The sequence below is a fragment of the Geodermatophilus sp. SMS 5-13 genome (assembly GCF_059428245.1).
The window spans coordinates 3,820,475-3,839,789 of sequence record NZ_CP165729.1 but is presented as its reverse complement, the minus strand read 5'-3'; the positions used below and the strand labels follow the sequence as shown (position 1 = coordinate 3,839,789).

The 19,315-nt window shown below is 74.9% G+C and carries 21 protein-coding genes; 13 read left to right on the top strand and 8 right to left on the bottom strand.

The window, feature by feature from the left end; all coding sequences use genetic code 11:
• Positions 1–40 precede the first annotated feature (40 nt).
• The 4 genes from AB3388_RS18545 to ppgK all read right to left on the bottom strand — a co-directional run bounded on the left by AB3388_RS18545 (position 41) and on the right by ppgK (position 5,641).
• Positions 41–2,278, bottom strand: coding sequence for a VanW family protein (locus AB3388_RS18545; RefSeq protein ID WP_495406786.1), 2,238 nt, complete (start codon positions 2,276–2,278; stop codon positions 41–43).
• 144 nt (positions 2,279–2,422) lie between these two features.
• Positions 2,423–2,638 carry a DUF7455 domain-containing protein gene (locus AB3388_RS18540; protein ID WP_448627903.1) on the bottom strand — a complete coding sequence of 72 codons (216 nt, stop codon included), beginning with the start codon at positions 2,636–2,638 and terminating at the stop codon, positions 2,423–2,425.
• A gap of 627 nt (positions 2,639–3,265) precedes the next feature.
• Positions 3,266–4,612, bottom strand: coding sequence for an RNA polymerase sigma factor (locus tag AB3388_RS18535; RefSeq protein WP_495406785.1), 1,347 nt, complete (start codon positions 4,610–4,612; stop codon positions 3,266–3,268).
• A 282-nt stretch (positions 4,613–4,894) separates the two neighbouring features.
• Complete coding sequence (gene ppgK / locus AB3388_RS18530) at positions 4,895–5,641, bottom strand: polyphosphate--glucose phosphotransferase (RefSeq protein ID WP_495406784.1); 747 nt, start codon at positions 5,639–5,641, stop codon at positions 4,895–4,897.
• 68 nt (positions 5,642–5,709) lie between these two features.
• Here ppgK and AB3388_RS18525 point away from each other — a divergent pair, with 68 nt between their 5' ends.
• Positions 5,710–6,525, top strand: a complete 816-nt coding sequence (locus AB3388_RS18525) for an inositol monophosphatase family protein (protein WP_495406783.1) — start codon at positions 5,710–5,712, stop codon at positions 6,523–6,525.
• Here AB3388_RS18525 and AB3388_RS18520 read toward each other — a convergent pair.
• Positions 6,522–7,067, bottom strand: coding sequence for a LytR C-terminal domain-containing protein (locus tag AB3388_RS18520; RefSeq protein WP_495406782.1), 546 nt, complete (start codon positions 7,065–7,067; stop codon positions 6,522–6,524). The genes AB3388_RS18525 and AB3388_RS18520 overlap by 4 nt on opposite strands.
• Before the next feature lie 50 nt (positions 7,068–7,117).
• Positions 7,118–8,164, bottom strand: coding sequence for a phosphotransferase family protein (locus AB3388_RS18515; RefSeq protein WP_495406781.1), 1,047 nt, complete (start codon positions 8,162–8,164; stop codon positions 7,118–7,120).
• Between the two features lie 320 nt (positions 8,165–8,484).
• Here AB3388_RS18515 and AB3388_RS18510 point away from each other — a divergent pair, with 320 nt between their 5' ends.
• From AB3388_RS18510 to AB3388_RS18480, 7 genes are read left to right on the top strand one after another with little or no spacing between them, the layout of a single operon-like run.
• Complete coding sequence (locus tag AB3388_RS18510) at positions 8,485–8,787, top strand: DUF4193 domain-containing protein (RefSeq protein WP_179714531.1); 303 nt, start codon at positions 8,485–8,487, stop codon at positions 8,785–8,787.
• Between the two features lie 7 nt (positions 8,788–8,794).
• Complete coding sequence (locus AB3388_RS18505) at positions 8,795–9,712, top strand: hypothetical protein (protein WP_495406780.1); 918 nt, start codon at positions 8,795–8,797, stop codon at positions 9,710–9,712.
• Positions 9,713–9,722: 10 nt separating this feature from the next.
• The gene (dut, locus tag AB3388_RS18500; RefSeq protein ID WP_495406779.1) at positions 9,723–10,220 is read left to right on the top strand and encodes a dUTP diphosphatase; all 498 of its coding nucleotides are present in this window, start codon (positions 9,723–9,725) and stop codon (positions 10,218–10,220) included.
• A gap of 1 nt (position 10,221) precedes the next feature.
• Positions 10,222–10,944, top strand: coding sequence for a DUF3710 domain-containing protein (locus AB3388_RS18495; RefSeq protein ID WP_495406778.1), 723 nt, complete (start codon positions 10,222–10,224; stop codon positions 10,942–10,944).
• Position 10,945: 1 nt separating this feature from the next.
• Complete coding sequence (locus AB3388_RS18490; protein WP_495406777.1) at positions 10,946–11,737, top strand: alpha/beta hydrolase family protein; 792 nt, start codon at positions 10,946–10,948, stop codon at positions 11,735–11,737.
• A complete protein-coding gene (locus AB3388_RS18485; protein ID WP_495406776.1) occupies positions 11,734–12,111 on the top strand; it encodes an OB-fold nucleic acid binding domain-containing protein in 378 nt (125 codons plus the stop codon). The genes AB3388_RS18490 and AB3388_RS18485 overlap by 4 nt, the downstream gene beginning before the upstream one ends.
• A 51-nt stretch (positions 12,112–12,162) precedes the next feature.
• Positions 12,163–13,008 (top strand): DUF3159 domain-containing protein, encoded by an 846-nt coding sequence (locus tag AB3388_RS18480; protein WP_495406775.1) that lies wholly within the window; start codon positions 12,163–12,165, stop codon positions 13,006–13,008.
• Here AB3388_RS18480 and AB3388_RS18475 read toward each other — a convergent pair.
• Positions 13,005–13,679, bottom strand: a complete 675-nt coding sequence (locus AB3388_RS18475; RefSeq protein WP_495406774.1) for a potassium channel family protein — start codon at positions 13,677–13,679, stop codon at positions 13,005–13,007. The genes AB3388_RS18480 and AB3388_RS18475 overlap by 4 nt on opposite strands.
• Complete coding sequence (locus tag AB3388_RS18470; RefSeq protein WP_495406773.1) at positions 13,679–14,347, bottom strand: potassium channel family protein; 669 nt, start codon at positions 14,345–14,347, stop codon at positions 13,679–13,681. The genes AB3388_RS18475 and AB3388_RS18470 overlap by 1 nt, the downstream gene beginning before the upstream one ends.
• A gap of 171 nt (positions 14,348–14,518) precedes the next feature.
• On the opposite strand from AB3388_RS18470, the gene AB3388_RS18465 reads away from it, so the two are divergent.
• The 5 genes from AB3388_RS18465 to AB3388_RS18445 all read left to right on the top strand — a co-directional run bounded on the left by AB3388_RS18465 (position 14,519) and on the right by AB3388_RS18445 (position 19,312).
• Positions 14,519–16,564 (top strand): APC family permease, encoded by a 2,046-nt coding sequence (locus tag AB3388_RS18465; protein WP_495406772.1) that lies wholly within the window; start codon positions 14,519–14,521, stop codon positions 16,562–16,564.
• Complete coding sequence (locus tag AB3388_RS18460) at positions 16,557–17,879, top strand: class I SAM-dependent RNA methyltransferase (protein WP_495406771.1); 1,323 nt, start codon at positions 16,557–16,559, stop codon at positions 17,877–17,879. The genes AB3388_RS18465 and AB3388_RS18460 overlap by 8 nt, the downstream gene beginning before the upstream one ends.
• A 68-nt stretch (positions 17,880–17,947) precedes the next feature.
• Entirely contained in the window at positions 17,948–18,649 is a 702-nt protein-coding gene (locus AB3388_RS18455; RefSeq protein WP_495406770.1) for an SGNH/GDSL hydrolase family protein, read from the top strand.
• 23 nt (positions 18,650–18,672) lie between these two features.
• Positions 18,673–18,903: a DUF4177 domain-containing protein gene (locus tag AB3388_RS18450; protein ID WP_495406769.1), complete on the top strand. Its 231-nt coding sequence runs from the start codon at positions 18,673–18,675 to the stop codon at positions 18,901–18,903.
• 40 nt (positions 18,904–18,943) lie between these two features.
• Positions 18,944–19,312, top strand: a complete 369-nt coding sequence (locus tag AB3388_RS18445; protein WP_495406768.1) for a hypothetical protein — start codon at positions 18,944–18,946, stop codon at positions 19,310–19,312.
• Positions 19,313–19,315: the final 3 nt, after the last annotated feature.

Below are 19,315 nucleotides of genomic sequence, written 5' to 3'. Positions count from 1 at the left end.
GGCCGGTTCCCCCGGTGGAGGGACCGGCCGGTCGGCGGCGTCAGCCGCCCGGCGTGGGGGCGGGCGGGGGCGCGGCCGGGTCGGCCGGCGGCGGCACGCACCGGATGATGTCCTCGGCCGCGTAGTGGGTGTTGAACCGCTCGCGGCGGATCTCCGCGCCGGTGTTCAGGTCCTCGAACACGCGGGTCACGGTGATGTCGAAGCCGGTCGACCCCGACTGCGCCGTGCAGTCGCCGTCGTCCACCTTCTCGATGACGGCGGGCTCGCGGGTGTTGCGCCGCTCGCTGCTGACCGACTCGATGTCGTAGTGCTGGGTGCCCCAGAACGTCACGGTGAGCGAGCCGGGCGTCCAGCGCGTCTGCACGTAGATGCCGGTGTCGGTGTCGTTCTTCCAGACCAGGTCGATCAGGCCCTCGTACACGGTCGCCTCGCGGCCGGCCGGGTAGCGGCTGATGTAGAAGCTGTGCGGCTTGTGGTAGACGTCCTCGAGCCCGGCGAAGAAGACGGCGTTGAACATCGTCGTCGCGAACTGGCTCACGCCGCCGCCGACCGCCTGCGAGATCTGCCCGCCGCTGATGACCCCGGCGGGCACGTAGCCCTGCGCGGTGCCGCGCGGGCCGGTGTAGGTGTTGAGGCTGAAGGTCTCGCCCGGCCGGACGATCGCGCCGTCGACCTCGGCGGCGACCACGCGGATGTTCGTGCCGCTGGCCGAGCTGGTGAAGTTGGTCGTGAAGGTGCTGACCTGCTCGGTGATGCCGAGGGCCTGCGCCTGCTCGGTGGTGAACGCGGCCGGCACCGGGCCCAGCTCGGCGGTGACGCTGCGCGGCGCCGGGGCGGTGAGCACCGGCAGGAGTTGCCCGGCGAGCGTGGCGGGGTCCACTCCCGTGCCGTCCACCGAGGGGACGACGCTGATCGTGTCGCCGTCGACGTCGAAGTCGGCGTCCTTGGCCGGCGTGCCGAACTCGCCGAGCTCGTCGCCGAGCTCGGCCTGCAGCTTCGCCGGGTCGAGGGCGACGGCGAGCCGGCCGTCGTCCTGGGGGGTGAAGGTCAGCGCGGCGGCGATCGCGGTCTCCGGGATCTCGGCCGACGTGGCGCCGTCCTGGCTGACCAGGCTGACCGGCGCGGCCAGGCCCGGGGTGACCGTCTCGTCGAGCACCCGCTGCGCCTCGGCGGCGTCGACGTGCGGCGCGGCGACCTCGACGGGCAGCGCGATGGGGTCCGCCGGGTCGGCGCCGGCGGCCAGCGCGCCGGTGATCGCCTCGACGGCGCCGTCGTGGTCCAGGCTGCGACCGTCGGCCGGCGGGACGAGCTCGGGCGTGGTGCCGTGCACCGCGATGCCGGCCTCGACCGGGGCGACGTCGACCTGCCCGGCGATCGCGTCGAGCTGGGCGCCCAGCGCCGCCCGGTCGATGGCGAGCACCGGCTCGACGTCCTGGTCGCCGAAGAACGAGGTCAGCCGGGTCCAGGGGTTCAGCGGCTGGTCGTCGGCGGCGTCGACGGTCGCGTCGACGTCCAGGGTGATGCCGGCGGTGGCCGGCGACAGGGTGGTGGTGAAGTCGTCGGCGGCGACGGTGTGCTCGGCGGCGATCCGCTCGCCGACCTGCTGCTCGAGGGTCCGCGCGGCCTCGGCGGGGGAGAGCCCGCCGATGTCGACGCCCGCGACCACGGTGTTGCGGGGGATGTCGCCGGAGGAGAGCAGCAGGTCCACGCCGTAGGCGCCGGCCAGCACCACGACGGCGGCGGCGGGCGCGAGGACGGCGGGGCGGCGCCACCAGGGACGGCGGGGGCTGCCCGTGCCGCCGTCCTCGCCACCGGTCGCGGCGGGCGGCTCGGCCGGGGTGCCGGGGCCGGCGCCGTCGGTGGGCAGCGCGGTCGTGTCGTGGGTGCCGGGCGTCTCCGGCGTGTCCGTGAGCGCGGCGTCGGCCAGTACCTGGGTGCTGTCCTGCTCGGGAGCCGCGTCGCCCGCCGTGGTGGGCTCGGCCGTGGTGGGCTCGGCCGCGGGCGCGGCGGCTGCCGGGGCCGGTGCGGCCTCCGGCGTCGCCTTCAGCCACTCACGGGAGACCGGGCGGGTGTCGTCGACCTGCTCGACGTAGGGGGGCAGGACCGCTGGGTCCTGCGGGGCGGGCTGCGCCGGGGCGGGCGGCGGCGTGCCCTGGACGGCGGACTGCCCGTGCGCGGCCGGGACGGCTCCGGTCGGCGGTGGGGCGACGACGGGTCCGCCCAGGCGGGCGGTCTCGTCGGGCGCGGCACCGTGCTCGGCGCGGGTCTGCTGGGGCATGGGACTTTCCTCGGGTCGCCGTCGACCGGGCGACCCCGGAAACGACGGAGCCGCCGGCCCCTCGCCCGCGGGAGGCGGGACGGAGGACGCGGCGGCATCGTCGGGAGAGAGCTCTGTCATTGCGGCGCGACGATAGCGCCTCTCTCACGTTGTGATGCGCTGCTCACCGTCAGTTTCGATGATGTCGACGGCGATGTCACGCAACTTGCTCTCGTACTCACGGGCGTGGTGACCGCAGAAGACGAGGTCACTCCCGCTGGCGAGCACGACACGCACCTTCGCCAGGGCGCCACAACGGTCACAGTGGAAGGGCACGACCAGGTCGTCGGTGGGCGGGGTCGTCGTCAGCGTCTGGGTCATCTGGGTCTCACTCGCTCTCTACCGCACGGACCCGCGGCTGCGGATCGGCCTCCTGCACAGCGCCAGGATGGACCCTCCCATTCCCGTATCCCGTCCAATCGGTCCGTGACTCGCCGGGGAGCGGGACCGGTGGGACGCGAGGTGTCGGGTAGCAGGGGACGTCACTGGAGCAGTGCTGTTTCTCGGTCGTGCTGTGTTGCCGTACTGGTGTTTCGTTCACCGGCCGGGACCGGTTCGTGGGTCCGCTGCTGCTTGCCTTGCTGTTCCCACGGTACGCGGCTTACCCGTGGCCGAGCGGCTCACACAGGCCGCATAGCGCGGACGGGTGAGATCGTGACCAAGCCGCAACACGGCCGTGTCCGGCGCGATGCCGCAGGTCGGGACGCCGGGGCCGGCGGACCCGCGTGGCCGCGTGGCCGTCCCCGGAGCGGCCCGGGCGGCGGCCAGTGATGGTCCTCACAGCACCGGGGCCCGGCCGCCAGTGGCGGACCGGGCCCCGAAAAGAGACTGCGGGGTCGTCCCGGCTGGGCCCCGGAGGGGTCCGAGTCGGGACGACGAAGCGGCTCAACGGCGCAGGGGCACGGCACCTGGCCGCGGTGCCGTCCGGTAGGACGGCAGTGACACAGATCAGTCGAGATAGTCGCGCAGCACCTGGGAGCGGCTCGGGTGGCGCAGCTTCGACATCGTCTTCGACTCGATCTGCCGGATCCGCTCACGGGTGACCCCGTAGACCTGGCCGATCTCGTCGAGGGTGCGCGGCTGGCCGTCGGTGAGGCCGAACCGCAGCCGGACGACGCCGGCCTCCCGCTCGGAGAGGGTCTGCAGCACGCTGGTGAGCTGGTCCTGCATGAGGGTGAAGCTCACCGCGTCGACCGCGACGACGGCCTCGGAGTCCTCGATGAAGTCGCCGAGCTGGCTGTCGCCCTCGTCGCCGATGGTCTGGTCGAGGCTGATCGGCTCCCGGGCGTACTGCTGGATCTCCAGCACCTTGTCCGGGGTGATGTCCATCTCCTTGGCCAGCTCCTCCGGGGTGGGCTCGCGCCCGAGGTCCTGGAGCAGCTCGCGCTGGATGCGGCCGAGCTTGTTGATGACCTCGACCATGTGCACCGGGATGCGGATGGTGCGGGCCTGGTCGGCCATGGCGCGGGTGATCGCCTGCCGGATCCACCAGGTGGCGTACGTGGAGAACTTGTAGCCCTTGGTGTAGTCGAACTTCTCGACCGCGCGGATCAGGCCGAGGTTGCCCTCCTGGATCAGGTCCAGGAACGCCATGCCGCGGCCGGTGTAGCGCTTGGCGAGGGAGACCACGAGGCGCAGGTTGGCCTCGAGCAGGTGGTTCTTGGCGCGCTCGCCGTCGCGGACGATCCAGTTGAGGTCACGCCGCATCTGCGGGGAGAGCTTCTGGCCCTCGTCCTCGACCTGGCGCAGCCGCTCGGCGGCGTACAGGCCGGCCTCGATCCGCTTGGCGAGGTCGACCTCCTCCTCCGCGTTGAGCAGCGCGACCTTGCCGATCTGCTTGAGGTAGGCGCGGACGGAGTCGGCCGACGCGGTGAGCTCGGCGTCCTTGCGGGCCTGCCGCAGCGCCTCGGACTCCTCCTCGTCGTCCCACTCGAAGTCGGCGGAGGCCTCCTCCTCGGCGGCGACCTCGCCGTCGGCGGGGCCCTCGGCGACGCCGTCGGGGCCGGCTACGACCGTCTCGTCGAGGCTGAGGCCCTCGTCGTTGGAGACGGCGGTCAGGACCGCGCCGCCCTCACCCGTTCCCGGGGACGGCGCGATGGTGGGCTTGGTGCGCCCGCCGGCGGTCTTCGCCGCCTTCGCGGGGGCCTTCTTCTTCGTGGCTGCCGCGGCCTTCGGAGCTGCCTCCTGGGGGACCGCTGCGGTGGCCCGAGGGGCCCGGGTACCGGCGGCGACCGTCCTGGTGCGAGAGCGGGTGCTCGCGGCGGCTGCTTCCGGTGCTGGCTGGTCGGCGGGCACTCAGGTTCCTTCCCGTGCTGGGTCGTTCCCCAGGGGTCCGAATAGCCCCCGGGCAGCGGCACCCCCCAGCGTCCGGACGGCCGATGGATCCCGGGCACACCGGCACGGCGTTTGGCCGGCGGTGGTGCGGGGGATCCCTCCCGGCTGGCGGACGACGGGGTGGGGCTCTCCTATTGTAACGACCGTCAACGGCGTTTCCACCGTTCCGGACGGCTGCTGCTCGCTCCTACGGGGCGACCCGCACCCGGTCGGGTGCGTGCTCACTCTCCGGAGCCGTCGTCGTCACTGGCCGACGTGCTCGTGCGCGGCCAGCGCGGCGCCCACGATCCCGGCGTCGTTCTGCAGCTGCGCCGGGACGACCTCGGTGCGCGTGCTGAGCAGCGGCACCCACTTGTGCGCCTTCTTGCTCACCCCGCCGCCGACGATGATCAGGTCCGGCCAGAGCCCGGCCTCCAGGACGTCGAGGTAGCGGTCGACGCGCTTGGCCCACTCCGGGTAGCTGAGGTCCTCCCGCTCGCGGGCGGCGGCCGAGGCGCGCCGTTCGCCGTCCTCCCCGTCGACCTGGATGTGCCCGAACTCGGTGTTCGGTACCAGGCGGCCGTCGACGAACAGCGCGCTGCCGATGCCGGTGCCGAAGGTGAGCATGAGGACGATGCCGTCCCGGTCGCGGCCGGCGCCGTAGCGGATCTCGGCCACCCCGGCGGCGTCGGCGTCGTTGAGCGTCTGCACGTGCCTGCCGGGGATGCGCGACGCGACCCCTTCGGCGAGGTTCGTGCCGAGCCAGCTCTTGTCGACGTTGGCCGCGGTGTAGGCGACCCCGTGCTTCATGACGCCCGGAAAGGTCACGCCGACCGGGTGCTCCCAGTCGAACGCGGCCACGACCTGGGCCACCACGTCGCAGACAGCGTCGGGCAGTGACGGCTGCGGGGTCTCGATGCGCACCCGCTCGCCGACGAGCTCGCCCTTGGCCAGGTCGACCCGGCAGCCCTTGATGCCGCTGCCCCCGATGTCCACTCCGAAGCCCTGCACGGCCGACAGCGTAGTGATCAGCGCGACAGCGCGGACGGGCCGGTGACCGACTCGGGCAGGATCGGCGCGTGACTCCCTCTCCCGGCCCCGCCGACACCGAGCTGCTCGACCTCGCCGTGGCGACCGCGCAGGAGGCGGCGGCGCTGGTCGCGCGCGGCCGGGCGACCGCCGCCGAGCAGGTGGACGTGAAGTCCAGCCCGGTCGACATGGTCACCGCCGTGGACCGGGCCAGCGAGGAGCTCGTCGTCGGGCGCCTGCTGGGCGCGCGGCCCGACGACGGGCTGCTGGGGGAGGAGGGCGGCGAGCGCACCGGCACGACCGGGGTGCGCTGGATCGTCGACCCGATCGACGGCACCACCAACTTCGTCTACGGCCTGCCCGCCTACGCCGTCTCGATCGCCGCCGAGGTGGACGGCGAGGTGCGGGCCGGCGCGGTCCTCAACGCCGCCACGGGCGAGCTGTTCACCGCGACCCTGGGCGGGGGTGCGCGGCTGTCGGTGCCCGGCCGCGAGCCGGTGCCGCTGCGCGTCGGCGAGCCGGGGTCGCTCGAGCAGGCGCTGGTGGCCACCGGCTTCGGCTATCGCACGGAGCAGCGACGGGCGCAGGGCGCGGTGGTCGCCGAGGTGCTGCCGCTGGTCCGTGACATCCGCCGCAACGGCTCGGCCGCGCTGGACCTCTGCAGCGTGGCGGCCGGCCGGGTCGACGCCTACTACGAGCGGCACCTCAACCTGTGGGACGTCGCCGCGGGCGGCCTCATCGCCGCCGAGGCCGGGGCCGTGGTCACCGGCCTGCCGGGGCGTCCGTTCGCCGATCCGCTCGGCATCGCCGCCGCGCCGTCCGTCGCCGAGGAGTTCGTGGCGCTCCTCGCGCGGCTGCACGGCTAGCAGGCCGACTGGGCGCTGGCGCCGGCGGACAGCGCCGCCGCGACGTCCTCGGTGCTGGCCAGCCCCTGGTAGTCGGGGCCCACGACGAGGTCGACCACCCCGGTGGCGCGGGTGTCCTCGTAGTCGGTCGCCCCGGGCAGGTACAGCGCGACGTACAGCGCGGCGTCGGCCCCACGCGGGCCGTGCCGCACCTCGCCGGCACCGGTCACCTCGCGGCCGCTGGAGTCGTTGGCGACCTCGTCGACGACGAACCCGAGCTGCCCCAGCGCGCCGGCCACCTCGCCGGCCAGGCCCTGCTGGTCGGTGGCGTTGAGCACCCGCACGTTGATGGTGGTCGGGTCCATCGACGGCGCCGCCGCGGCGGCGGTGCTGCACGCCGCCTGCTGCTCGGCCTCCCGCGCCTGGTCCTGGCGCAGCACGTTCCACCACACGCCGAGGGCCGCCAGGGCGAGCACGAGGAGGAAGATCAGCGGCGGGATCGGGCGCCGTCCGCTCCGGGCCCGCACCGCAGGCCGGTCCGTCCGTTCACCAACCCCGGTCACGGTCTCCTCCTCGCTGGCAGTCGGCGGGAGTCTAGGTCGGTGCGAGCCCCCTAGATCGCACCGTGGTCCAGCGCGGCGCGTCCCAACTCCACGCACGGATCGATGCGGTCCGCGTAACCGCTCGTGTCCTTGCCCGCCATGGCGCCGGCGGCCGAGCGCGCGACGATCCCGGCGACGATCGCGGCGAACTTGAAGTAGGCGAAGCCGACGTACCAGTTGAGGTTCGACAGGTCGAGGCCGGTGTCCTGCGCGTAGCGCTCGGCGACCTCGGTGCGGACCGGGAAGCCGGGCAGCGCGGTCACCGAGCTCTGCGTCGCCGGGAGGTTCTCCCCGGCCTGCGGCCAGTAGACGAGCAGCATCGCCAGGTCGGCGAGCGGGTCGCCGAGCGTCGACATCTCCCAGTCCAGGACGGCGAGGACGTGCCCCGGCTTGTCCGGGTCGAGCAGGCAGTTGTCGAGCCGGTAGTCGCCGTGGACGACGGCGTGGCGCTGGGTGTCCGGCACCGTCTCGGCCAGCCGGGCGGCGAGCGCGTCGAGGCCGGGGCGGTCCCGGTCGCGGGTGGCCTCCCACTGCTTGGTCCAGCGGCGCACCTGCCGGGCCATGAACCCCTCGGGCCGGCCGAACTCGCCCAGCCCGACCGCGTGGTAGTCGACGCCGTGCAGGTCGGCGAGGACGTCGACGAGCCCCTCGCCGATCGACCGGCGCTGCTCCGGCGCGTCGGCGTAGCCGGCGGGGATCTCGGTCACCACGTGCACCCCGGCGACCCGCTCCATCACGTAGAAGGGGGAGCCGAGCACCGCGGTGTCCGTGCACAGGTGCAGCGTGCGCGGAACGGGGACGTCGGTCGGGCCGAGCGCGGTGATCACCGTGTACTCGCGCTCCATGTCGTGCGCGGTGGCGAGGACGGCGCCGGTCGGGGGCCGCCTCAGGATCACCGCCTCGTCGGCCGGCCTCCCGGCCGGGGTCACCGTGTAGGTGAGGTTCGACATGCCCGCGGCGATGAGGTCGACCGACACCGATCGCCACTTCTCATCCCCGAGCACGGAGGCCAGGTACGGCCCGACGACGGCTGGATCAGCACCCACGGGAGTCGACACGGCGGCAGGGTAACCTCTGGCGCTCCGCGCCCCGACCGTGCCTTCTCGGACGAGAGGTGTGGCCGGTCTCGCACCGGGCACAAACGGGGGCCTCGCGGCGTTGGGGGGCTGCCGGTCTCGCAACCGAGCGCTCCCGGACGCCGGGAGAGCGCGGGACGGACCCGGACAGCACCACCGACCGGTGACCCAGCAGCGGGCCACCGGCAGCAGACCTCCGGCCACCCTCGGGTGGCCGGCCAGGACGGCGGCGCACCACCGCCGCCGTCAGACGAACGCGGGCCCGACGCCCGCGAGAGAACCCCGGAGGAGGGGCACACCCCATGGCCACCGACTACGACGCCCCACGCCGCAGCGAGGCGGACGAGCTCGGCGAGGACTCGCTCGAGGAGCTCAAGGCGAGGCGCGCGGAGGCGCAGTCCGCATCCGTCGACGTCGACGAGACCGACTTCAACGAGAACCTCGAGCTGCCCGGCGCGGACCTGTCCAACGAGGAGCTCACCGTCCGCGTGCTCCCCAAGCAGGAGGACGAGTTCACCTGCTCGCGCTGCTTCCTGGTGCAGCACCGCAGCCGCCTGGCCGCCACCCGCGGCGACCAGATGTACTGCCGGGACTGCGCTGCCTGATCGGCCGATGACCGAGGAGCACCCGCGCACGGGCGCGGCGAGGGACGTCCCCCCGCCGCGCCCGGTTCGCGCGCCTGCCGCCGCGCCCGAGCCCGACGACGGCACCCCCCTCGGCCGGGCCGCGCGCGCCGTGGCCGACGTGGTGGGCGGGCTGCTCGGCACCAACGGCAACGGGGCCGCGGCGACCCCGGCCGACGACGCCCCCTCGGCTGTCAGCGGCCTCAAGGACGTCCTCGGCGCGGTCGCCGGGGCGGCCGCCGCCTGGCGCGACCGGCGCGGCTCCGCGGCCCCCGCCGCGGCCCCGCAGTCGAACGGGGACGGCGCCGGGGAGCGCTCGCCCGGCGCTTTCCTCGGCGACCTGCTGGCCGCGGCCGCGCCGCGGCTGCCGATCCGCGACGCCGCGCGTCTGCGGGCGGCCTACCCCGGCGCCACGGACGACCAGATCGCCGACGCGCTGGTGGCCCGTGCCGCCCGGCTGACCGCCGGCATCGGCGCGGCCACGGGCGGGCTCGCGGCGGCCCAGTGGCTGGCGGCGCCGTCCCTGCTCGCCCTGCCGCTGGAGCTGGGCGCCGAGACCGTGCTGGTCGCCGCGGTCGAGGTCGTGCTGCTCGGCGAGCTGCACGAGCTCCACGGGCGGCCCGCCGTGGGCGACTCCCGGGCCCGCGCGGCGACGTACCTGTCCAGCTGGTCGGACCAGCGCGCCGTCGAGGGCGGCGCGACCCCGACGCTCGTCTCGGTGCTCGGCAGCGCCGGCCTGCGGGCGCTCAGCCGCCGGATGACGCGGCGGCTGGCCCGCGGGATCCCCGGCGCGGCGCCGTTCCTGCTGGGCGCGGCGATCGCCGGGCGAGGCAACCGCCGGGCCACCGAGACGCTGGCCCGCCGGGTGCTGACCGACCTGCGCGCTCCGTGGGGACCGCGCGGCTAGGGTCGCGGTCGTGGCCGACTTCCCTGCACCCGAGGTGGACGTCCCGGTGCGCCTGAGCTCCCCGGACGCGACCGCGCCCCGGTACGCCCTGCCCGGCGACGCCGGCGCGGACCTGACCCTCGCCGAGGACGTCGAGCTCGCCCCGTTCCAGCGGGCGCTGGTCGGCACGGGTGTGGCCGTCGCGATCCCGGAGGGCTACGCCGGGTTCGTGCATCCGCGGTCCGGCCTCGCCCACCGGCTGGGCCTGAGCCTGGTCAACGCGCCGGGCACCATCGACGCCGGCTACCGCGGCGAGATCAAGGTGAACCTGGTCAACCTCGACCCCCTCACGCCCCTGACCCTGCGCCGGGGCGACCGCGTCGCCCAGCTGGTGGTCCAGCCGGTGGTGCGGGCCCGCTTCGTCCCGGTCGAGCAGCTGCCGGACAGCGACCGCGGCGCCGGCGGGCACGGCTCGACCGGCGGGCACGGCGAGCTGGTGTCCGGCGCACCTCTCGAGGGGCGGGGCTGACATGCCGTTCGGACGGCGGCGGAACCGGATCGACCGCAGCCTGCGCGAGCGCGGCGTCCCGCCGGAGCCGCAGGTGCGTGACCGCGAGACCGTCGCGACCACCGGCCCGTGGGACGAGGCCGACGCGCCCGACGACGGCGTGGCCCGCATGGACCTCGGCTGCCTGCGGCTGCCCGCGGTGGCCGGCATGGAGCTGCGGGTCGACGTCAACGCCCAGCAGAAGGTGGTCGGGGCGACCCTGCGCCTGGGGGAGTCGACGCTGTCGGTGTCGGCCTTCGCCGCGCCCCGGGCCGTCGGCATCTGGGACGACGTCCGCGCCGACCTGGCCAGGAGCGCCTCGGGCCAGGGCGCCTCGCTCAAGGAGGTCGACGGGCCGTTCGGGGCCGAGCTGGCCGGCACGGTCACGGTGCCGGCGCCGCAGCAGCCGGGGCAGACCGCGGCGCCCAAGCCGGTGCGCCGGCCGGCCCGCTTCCTCGGCGTCGACGGCCCGCGCTGGTTCCTGCGGGGGATGATCAGCGGCCCGGCGGGGGAGGACCCGGCGGCCGCGGCGCCGCTGGAGGAGGCGTTCCGCCAGATCGTCGTCGTCCGCGGGGGCGAGCCGATGCCGGTGCGCGAGCAGCTGCCGATGACCCTGCCGCCGCAGGCGGCCGCCCAGGTCCAGGCCGCCCAGGCCCAGGCCCAGGCGGCTCAGGCCCAGGCTCAGCAGCCGGCGCGCGACGCCTGAGGTGGCCGCGCAGGTCCACTCCTACGGGCCGGGACCGGACCGGTTCCTCGAGCTCACCCTGCCGGCCGGTGACGGCCCGGCGCCCGTGGCCGTCGTCCTGCACGGCGGCTTCTGGCGGGCCGCCTACGGCGTCGAGCTCGCCCGGCCGCTGGCCGCCGACCTCGCCGGGGCCGGCTGGGCCGCGGTCGCCGTCGAGTACCGCCGGGTCGGCGCGGGCGGTGGGTGGCCGGAGACCGTCCTGGACGTCGCCGCCGCGCTCGACGCGCTGCCGGACCTCGCGCCCGGCCGGCTGGACCTCGGCGAGCTCGCCGTCATCGGCCACTCGGCCGGGGGGCACCTCGCCGCCTGGGCGGCCGGCCGCGGGCACCTGCCGGAGGGGGCCCCGGGGGCGGGGCCGCGGGTCCCGGTGACCGCGACGGTGCTTCAGGCCGGTGTGCTCGACCTCGGGCTCGCCGACGAGGACGGCCTCGGCGCCGGCGCGGTCCGGGACTTCCTGGGCGTGCCCGCCGGCGAGGCGCCGGAGCGGTGGGCGCACGCCGACCCCGCGCGGCTGCTGCCGACCGGCGCGGCGGTGCTCTGCGTGCACGGCCTCGCCGACGACGTCGTCCCGCTGAACCAGACCGAGCGCTACGCGGCGCTGGCCCGGGCGGCGGGTGACCGGGTGGAGGTGCACGTCGCGCCCGGCGACCACATGGCCGTCATCGATCCCGGCGGCGTGTCGTGGCAGATCGTGCGGGACTGGCTGGAGGCACGGCGGATCGCCCGCGTCAACCGGATTACGCTGGGGGCGTGACAGAGACGAAGTCACGCGGCTGGTTCTCGCGAACCCTCGAGCGCCTGACCGCGGACGACCACACGATCGACGCGGAGGAGCTCCGCGCCGAGGCGGCCAGCGCCGGCTGCGAGCCGGTGAGCATGTGCCGCAAGGGCAAGGTCGTCACCGTGACCGGCCGGCTCAAGTCGGTGGTCTACACGCCACGCGAGACGGTGCCGACCCTCGAGGCCGAGCTGTTCGACGGCTCCGGCTCGGTCACCCTCGTCTGGCTCGGCCGGCGTCGCATCCCCGGCATCGAGCCGGGCCGCACGCTCTCCGCCCACGGCCGCTTCGCCTCCTTCGACGGCAAGCAGGTCATCTACAACCCCCGGTACGAGCTGGCCGCAGGGTGACGGCCGACCGCCGGTGACCGGAGCGGGGGAAGCGACAGGCGGGAGGCGGCGGTGACCACAGCGGACGGCGGCCCGGGCCCGGTCGACGGCCGGGACACCGGCGGGGCGCCGGAGCCGCTCACCTTCGACCGGCACCTGGTCCTGCAGCAGCTCGGCGGCTGGCGCGGCATGCTCGACGCCACGCTGCCGACGGTCGCCTTCATCGTCGCCAACTCCCTCGGCGGGCTCCGCGTCGGCATCTGGACGGCGCTCGGCGTCGCGTTGCTGGTGTTCGTCCTCCGGCTGGCGCGCCGGGAGAGCATCCAGCAGGGCGTCAGCGGGCTGATCGGCGTCGCCGTGGCCGTCGCCATCGCCGCCGCCTCCGGCCAGGCCCGCGACTTCTTCGTGCTCGGCATCGTGCGCAACGCGGCGATCGGCGTGGTGCTGATCGGCTCGATCCTCGTCCGCCGGCCGCTGGTGGGCTACATCGCCGAGTTCCTCGCGCCCAGCCACCTCGGCGCGATGGCCTCGCACTCGCTGCCCGGGCTGCGCACCAAGATCGGCCGGGTCAGCGACACGCTGCACCACCGCCCGCCGCGCGACCCCGAGACGGGGCTGCGGCCGGCCGATCCGGAACCCGAGCAGCACTGGCGCGAGGACCCGCGCATGCTGCGCGCCTACTCCTGGCTGACCGCGCTGTGGGGCGGGACGTTCCTGCTGCGGGTCGCCGTCCAGGGGCTGCTCTACCAGCGCAACGACGTGGAGCTCCTGGGCACCGCCTCGCTGGTGCTCGGCCTGCCGGTCACCGCGGCCGAGCTGATCATCACGCTGTGGGTGGTCGCCCGCCTGCACCGCCACCGCTGCCCCGAGCCGGAGGAGGCCACGGTGGACGGCGAGGGCGAGGCCTCCGCGGCCTAGAGAGGGCCGCCGCCCGCCGGGGCCAGCACCGCCTGCAGCTGCTCCTCGACCTCGGCGTGGGCCACGAAGAGCAGCTCGTCGCCGGCCTCCAGGGGCTCGTCGGGCGTCGGGTTGATGACCCGTTCGCCGCGCAGGATGGCGGTCAGCACCGTCTCCCGCGGCAGCGGTACCTCGCGCAGCGGCTTGCCCACCCACGGGGTGTCCTCGGCCAGGGTGATCTCGACCAGGTTGGCCGCGCCCTTGCGGAAGCTCATCAGCCGGACGACGTCGCCGACCGTCACCGCCTCCTCGACCAGCGCCGCGAGCACCCGCGGCGTCGAGACGGCGACGTCGACGCCCCACGCCTCGGTGTAGAGCCACTCGTTGCGCGGCTCCTTCACGCGGGCCACCACCCGGTTGACCGCGAACTCGGTCTTGGCCAGCAGCGCGAAGACCAGGTTGGCCTTGTCGTCGCCGGTGGCGGCGATCGCGACGTCGGAGGTGGCCAGCTGCGCCTCCTCCAGGGAGGACACCTCGCAGGCGTCGGCCTGCACCCACTCCGCGCCCGGCACCGCGCGGGTGCGCACCTTGCGGCCGTCCTTCTCGATCAGCATCACGCTGTGCCCGTTCGCGAGCAGCTCCCCGGCGATGGACCGGCCCACCGCGCCGGCCCCCGCGATCGTGACCCGCATCAGGCGTGCCCTCCCTCGGCGCCCCGCTCGACGATGTCGTGCACCCGCGGGGCGATCGCGTCGGTGACCGCGACGACCAGGTGGTCGCCGTCCTGGAGCACCGTGCCGGGCGTGGGCAGCTGGGCCTCGCCGAAGCGGACCAGCCAGGCCGCGCGGGCCCCCGAGGCGGCCTCGAGCTCGGCGAGCTTGCGGCCCACCCACACCTCCGTGACGGTGACCCGCATGAGCAGCACCTGTCCGGTGGGCTCGCGCCACATCTCGCTGACCTTGACCGAGAGCAGCTCGCGCAGCAGCCGGTTGACCGTCCACGGGACGGTGGCCACGCTCGGGATGCCCATCCGCTCGTAGACCTCGGCCCGCTTCTCGTCGTAGATCCGCGCGACGACGTGCTGGACGCCGAAGGTCTCCCGCGCGACCCGGGCGCTGATGATGTTCGAGTTGTCGCCGCTGCTGACCGCGGCGAAGGCGCCCGCCGAGTCGATGCCCGCGTCGAGCAACGTCTGCCGGTCGAAGCCCAGCCCGGTGACCTGGCGGCCGCCGAAGTCGGCGCCCAGCCGGCGGAACGCCTCGGGGTCCTGGTCGATCACCGCGACGCTGTGGCCGATCTCCTCGAGCCGGCGGGCGATCGCCGAGCCGACGCGGCCGCAGCCCATCACGACCACGTGCACGAACCACTCCTCGGGGGATCGCCGCGGACGCTGGTGCCCGCTGCTGCCGGGCGCGAAGCTACACCCGCGCCGGGGGCCCGAGCCGCCAGGACGCACGGATCTCCTCCTGCCGGAGGGACGCGCCGCCGGCGAGGGCGCACGGGGTACCCGGACCTACGTACCATCGCCGCCGTGCCGTCCCTGTCCGACCTCGGACAACTCCCGAAACGACTCGTCCTCGGGCGCCCCGTGCGCAGCGACCGGGTCGGGGAGTCGTTGCTGTCCAAGCGCCTCGCCCTCCCGATCTTCGCCAGCGACGCCCTGTCGTCGGTCGCCTACGCGACCCAGGAGATCCTGATCATCCTGACCCTCGGCGGGGTGGCCTACCTGTACCTCGCGCCCTGGCTGGCGGCCGGCGTCGTCGTCCTGCTGGTGACCGTGGTGCTCTCCTACCGGCAGGTGGTGCACGCCTACCCCTCGGGCGGCGGCGACTACGAGGTCGCGATGAAGAACCACGGGCAGTTCGCGGCGCTGGTCGTCGCGAGCGCCCTGCTCACCGACTACGTGCTCACCGTCGCCGTCTCGGTCTCGTCCGGCACCGACAACATCATCTCGGCGTTCCCGTCGCTCAACCAGCACCGCGTGCTGATCGCCGTCGGGCTGGTGGCCGTGCTCGCCGCGGCGAACCTGCGCGGGCTGCGCGAGTCCGGGAAGACCTTCGCCGTCCCGACCTACCTGTTCGCGACCGGCATCCTGATCATGATCGCCACGGGGCTGGTCCGGGAGTTCTTCGGGACGCCGATCGAGGCGGAGTCGGCGCAGTACGGGATCACCCCCGACGCGGCCCACACGAGCATCACCGGGCTCGCCCTGGTGTTCTTCGCGCTGCGCGCGTTCGCCTCGGGGACGACGGCGCTGACCGGCATCGAGGCGGTCGCCAACGGCGTGCCGGCGTTCAAGCCGCCGAAGAGCCGCAACGCCGCGATCACGCTGACCCTGCTCGGCGCCCTGGCGTGCACGCTGTTCGCCGGGGTGACCGCGCTGGCGGTGATGGCCCACGTGCACTACGTCGACCCGGCCGACCCGTGCCGCCTGGTGGGCTTCCCGAACTGCGAGACCGCGCCGCAGCTGACCGTGATCGCGCAGCTCGCGGCGGCCACCTTCGGCGGCGAGGGGTCGGTCGGCTTCTTCTACGTGCAGGCGACGACGGCCCTGGTCCTCATCCTGGCCGCGAACACCGCCTTCAACGGCTTCCCGCTGCTGGGCTCGGTGCTGGCCCAGGACCGTTTCCTGCCGCGCCAGCTGCACACCCGCGGCGACAAGCTGGTGTTCAGCAACGGCATCCTGCTGCTGGCCGGGTTCGCCGCGCTGCTGATCATCGCGTTCGACGCCGACGTCACCCGGCTGATCCAGCTCTACATCATCGGGGTGTTCACCAGCTTCAGCATCGGCCAGTGGGGCATGGTCCGGCACTGGAACCGCCTGCTGCGCACCGAGCGCGATCCGGGGGTCCGCCGGCGCACCCGCCGCTCGCAGATCATCAACACCATCGGCGGCTCGCTGACCAGCGCCGTCCTGGTGATCATCATCATCACGAAGTTCAGCCACGGCGCCTGGCTGGTGCTCGTGGCGATGCCGCTGATCTTCCTGCTCATGAAGGCGATCAACCGGCACTACGCCAACGTCGCCGTCCAGCTGGTGCCCGACAGCGACGCCCGGCTGCTGCCCAGCAAGGTGCACGCGATCGTGCTCGTGTCGAAGGTGCACAAGCCGACGCTGCGGGCGCTCGCCTTCGCCCGGGCCACCCGGCCGGACGTGCTCACCGCGCTGACCGTGAACGTCGACGACAAGGAGACCCGCGGGCTGCAGGCGGAGTGGGAGCGCTACGACATCCCCATCCCGCTGACCGTGCTGGAGTCGCCCTACCGGGAGATCACCCGGCCGGTGCTGGACTACGTGAAGGCGATCCGCCGCGACAGCCCGCGCGAGCTGGTGGTCGTCTTCGTGCCGCAGTACGTGGTGGGTCACTGGTGGGAGAACGTGCTGCACAACCAGAGCGCGCTGCGGCTGCGCGCCCGCCTGCAGTTCACCCCCGGGGTCATGATCACCACGGTGCCGTGGCAGCTGGAGAGCTCCATCGGCCGTGAGGAGAACGGCTCCCGCGGTCAGGGCCCGATGCCCGGCGACCTGCGCCGCGGGATCGCCGAGGACGAGGTCCCGGCCACCCCGTATGGCTGAGCGCCGGCGACTGCGGCCTCCCGGCCCTGCCGCGGACCGCGGCGGCGGCTGGACCGGCCGCGAGCTCGAGGTCGAGGTCGGCCCGGTCGCGCACGGCGGGCACTGCGTCGCCCGGTCCGAGGGGCGGGTGGTGTTCGTCCGCCACGCGCTGCCGGGGGAGCGGGTCGTCGTCCGCGTGACCGAGGACCGGCATCCCGGCTACTGCCGCGCCGACGCCGTCGAGGTCCTGCAGGCACACCCGTCGCGGGTCGAGCGCCCCTGCCCGTACAGCGGTCCGGGCAAGTGCGGCGGCTGCGACTGGCAGCACGTGGCGCCGGAGGAGCAGCGCCGGCTCAAGGCCGCCGTCGTCCGGGAGCAGCTGGCCCGCCTGGCCCGCATCGAGGACGTCGACGTCGAGGTCGAGGAGCTCCCCGGCGGGCCGCTGCGCTGGCGCTCGCGGACGCGGTTCGCCGTCGACCGCACCGGCACGCCCGGCCTGCGGCGGCACCGCTCGCACGACGTCGTCCCGCTCGGGGACTGCCCGATCACCGTCGAGCCCGCGGCGCGCGCCGTCCTCGACCGGCGCTGGCCGGGCGCCGGTGCGGTGGACGTGTCGATCGACGCGGCCGGCGCCGTCACCACCACCCGGCTGGACCGCCGGGGCAAGCCGCAGTCCACCCGCGTCCTGCGGCCGGGGTCGGACGTGCCCGAGGAGCCGGCCGGCCGGGCCGAGCGGCACGCCGGCGGCCGCGACTGGGAGGTCGAGGGCACCGGCTTCTGGCAGGTCCACCCCGGCGCCGCCGACGCGCTGGTCGACGCCGTGGCCGGCTTCGCCCGGGTGCGGGAGGGGGAGACGGTCCTCGACCTCTACGCCGGCGCCGGGCTGTTCGGCGGCGCGCTCGCCCCGGCCGTCGGGCTCGGCGGCCGCGTGGTGTGCGTCGAGTCCGACCCCGGCGCCTGCGCCGCCGCCGACGCCAACCTCGCCGGCCTGCCGCAGGCCGAGGTCTGGCAGGGCGAGGTGGACGCCGAGGGGCTGCGCGAGCTGCTCGTCGAGCTCGGCGGGGCGCCGGACGTCGTCGTCCTGGACCCGCCGCGGGCCGGCGCCGGCCCGGCGGTGAGCCGGCTGCTGGCCGGCACGGCGGCGCGCGCGGTCGTGTACGTGGCGTGCGACCCGGCGTCGCTGGCCCGGGACGTCGCCGCGTTCGTGGGCGCGGGGTACCGCCTGGCCGCTGTCCGCGGGTTCGACGCCTTCCCGATGACCGCTCACGTGGAATGCGTCGCTCTGCTGGAACCGGCGTTGCCGGAGTCCACGAGTGGGGCAGTTGGTCACTCGTGAGGAGGACCACGGTCCCCATCGGGTGAGAACCGGGGCTGTGCGGGGGCATCGCCGCTTACCTTCCCGTCGTGCCAGGTCAGCGCCGTACCGCGGGAACGCTTCTCGTCCTGCTGGTGCTCGCCGCTGCGCTGGCGGTCCTGCTGCCGCGGCTGTCCGGCGGGGTCGTCATGGGCCCGCCGTCGCTCGAGCTGCCGCCGGTCGCCGACGACGCCCCGACGGTGGTCTTCCTGGGCGACTCGTGGACGGTGGGGCGCGGGGCGACCGACCTGCAGGGCTACGCCGTCCGCACCGCCGCGGAGCTCGGCTGGCACGCGCGGGTGCTGGGCGTCGGCGGCAGCGGGTACAGCGTGCCGGGGCCGCACGACAACGTCTTCGCCGAGCGGCTCGGGGCGGCGGTCGACGGCGCCCCTGGCCTGATCGTCGTCCAGGGCAGCCTCAACGAGCGGCACAGCTCTGCGGAGGCGCTCGCCGCCGCGGCCACGGCCACGCTCACCGAGCTCCGCGACTCGGCCGACCCGGCGACCCGGATCGTCGTGGTCGGCGCGGCCGACAACCCCGGGACGCCCGAGGCGACGATCGACTGGATCAACCGCGCCATCGGGTCGGCGGCGGCGGAGGCCGGCCTGCCCTTCGTCGACCCCGCGGCCGAGGGCTGGCTCGACCGGGACGACCCGCGGCTCTGGGCCGACTCGATCCACCCGAGCGACCTGGGGCACCTGCTGTTCGCCGCGCGGCTGGCGCCGGGCCTGCGGGGGCCGAGGGGGGCCTGAGGCCCACCGGCTACCGTGCGGGGGTGACCACCTGGGAATACGCCTCGGTCATCACCGCCAACGACGCCGAGAGCCAGCGCGCCGGTGTGAGCGTGAAGCTCCCCGGCGGGACGCTGGAGCGGCAGCAGGGCGACACCAGCTCGGTGCTCAACCGGCTCGGCGGGCAGGGCTGGGAGCTCGTGAGCTACCACTCCAGCGGGGCGGGCACGTGGGGCTTCGAGCAGTTCTGGCTCAAGCGGCCCGTGTCGTCCTGAGCGCGCAGGCCCGTCGGTGGGCGGGTGCATCGTGAGCTCCGTGGACGCGACGGTGCCCCCCGGCTGGCCCGAGGAGGTCCGGCCGCCCGGTGCTCCCGACTGGGAGCGGACGGCGGTCGCGTGGCTGTTCGACCTGGTGCCGCCGGACTACCGCGCGCACGAGGTGCTGCGCCGCTACCCGGTGCTGCTCGCCCGCTTCGCCGGCGACCACGTCGACGCGGGGCTCGAGGCGGCCCGCAAGGGCTGGCGGACGGTGCGCGTGGAGCTCGCCGACCAGCTGCCCGCCGACGCCATGGAGGCGGCGATCACCGCCTACGAGCGGGAGGGCACCCGGCTGGCCGCCGCCGCCCGGGGGATCGAGGTGGTCGCGAGCGCGCTGCGGGGAGAGCGCTGGGTCCCGCGGCTGTAGGCG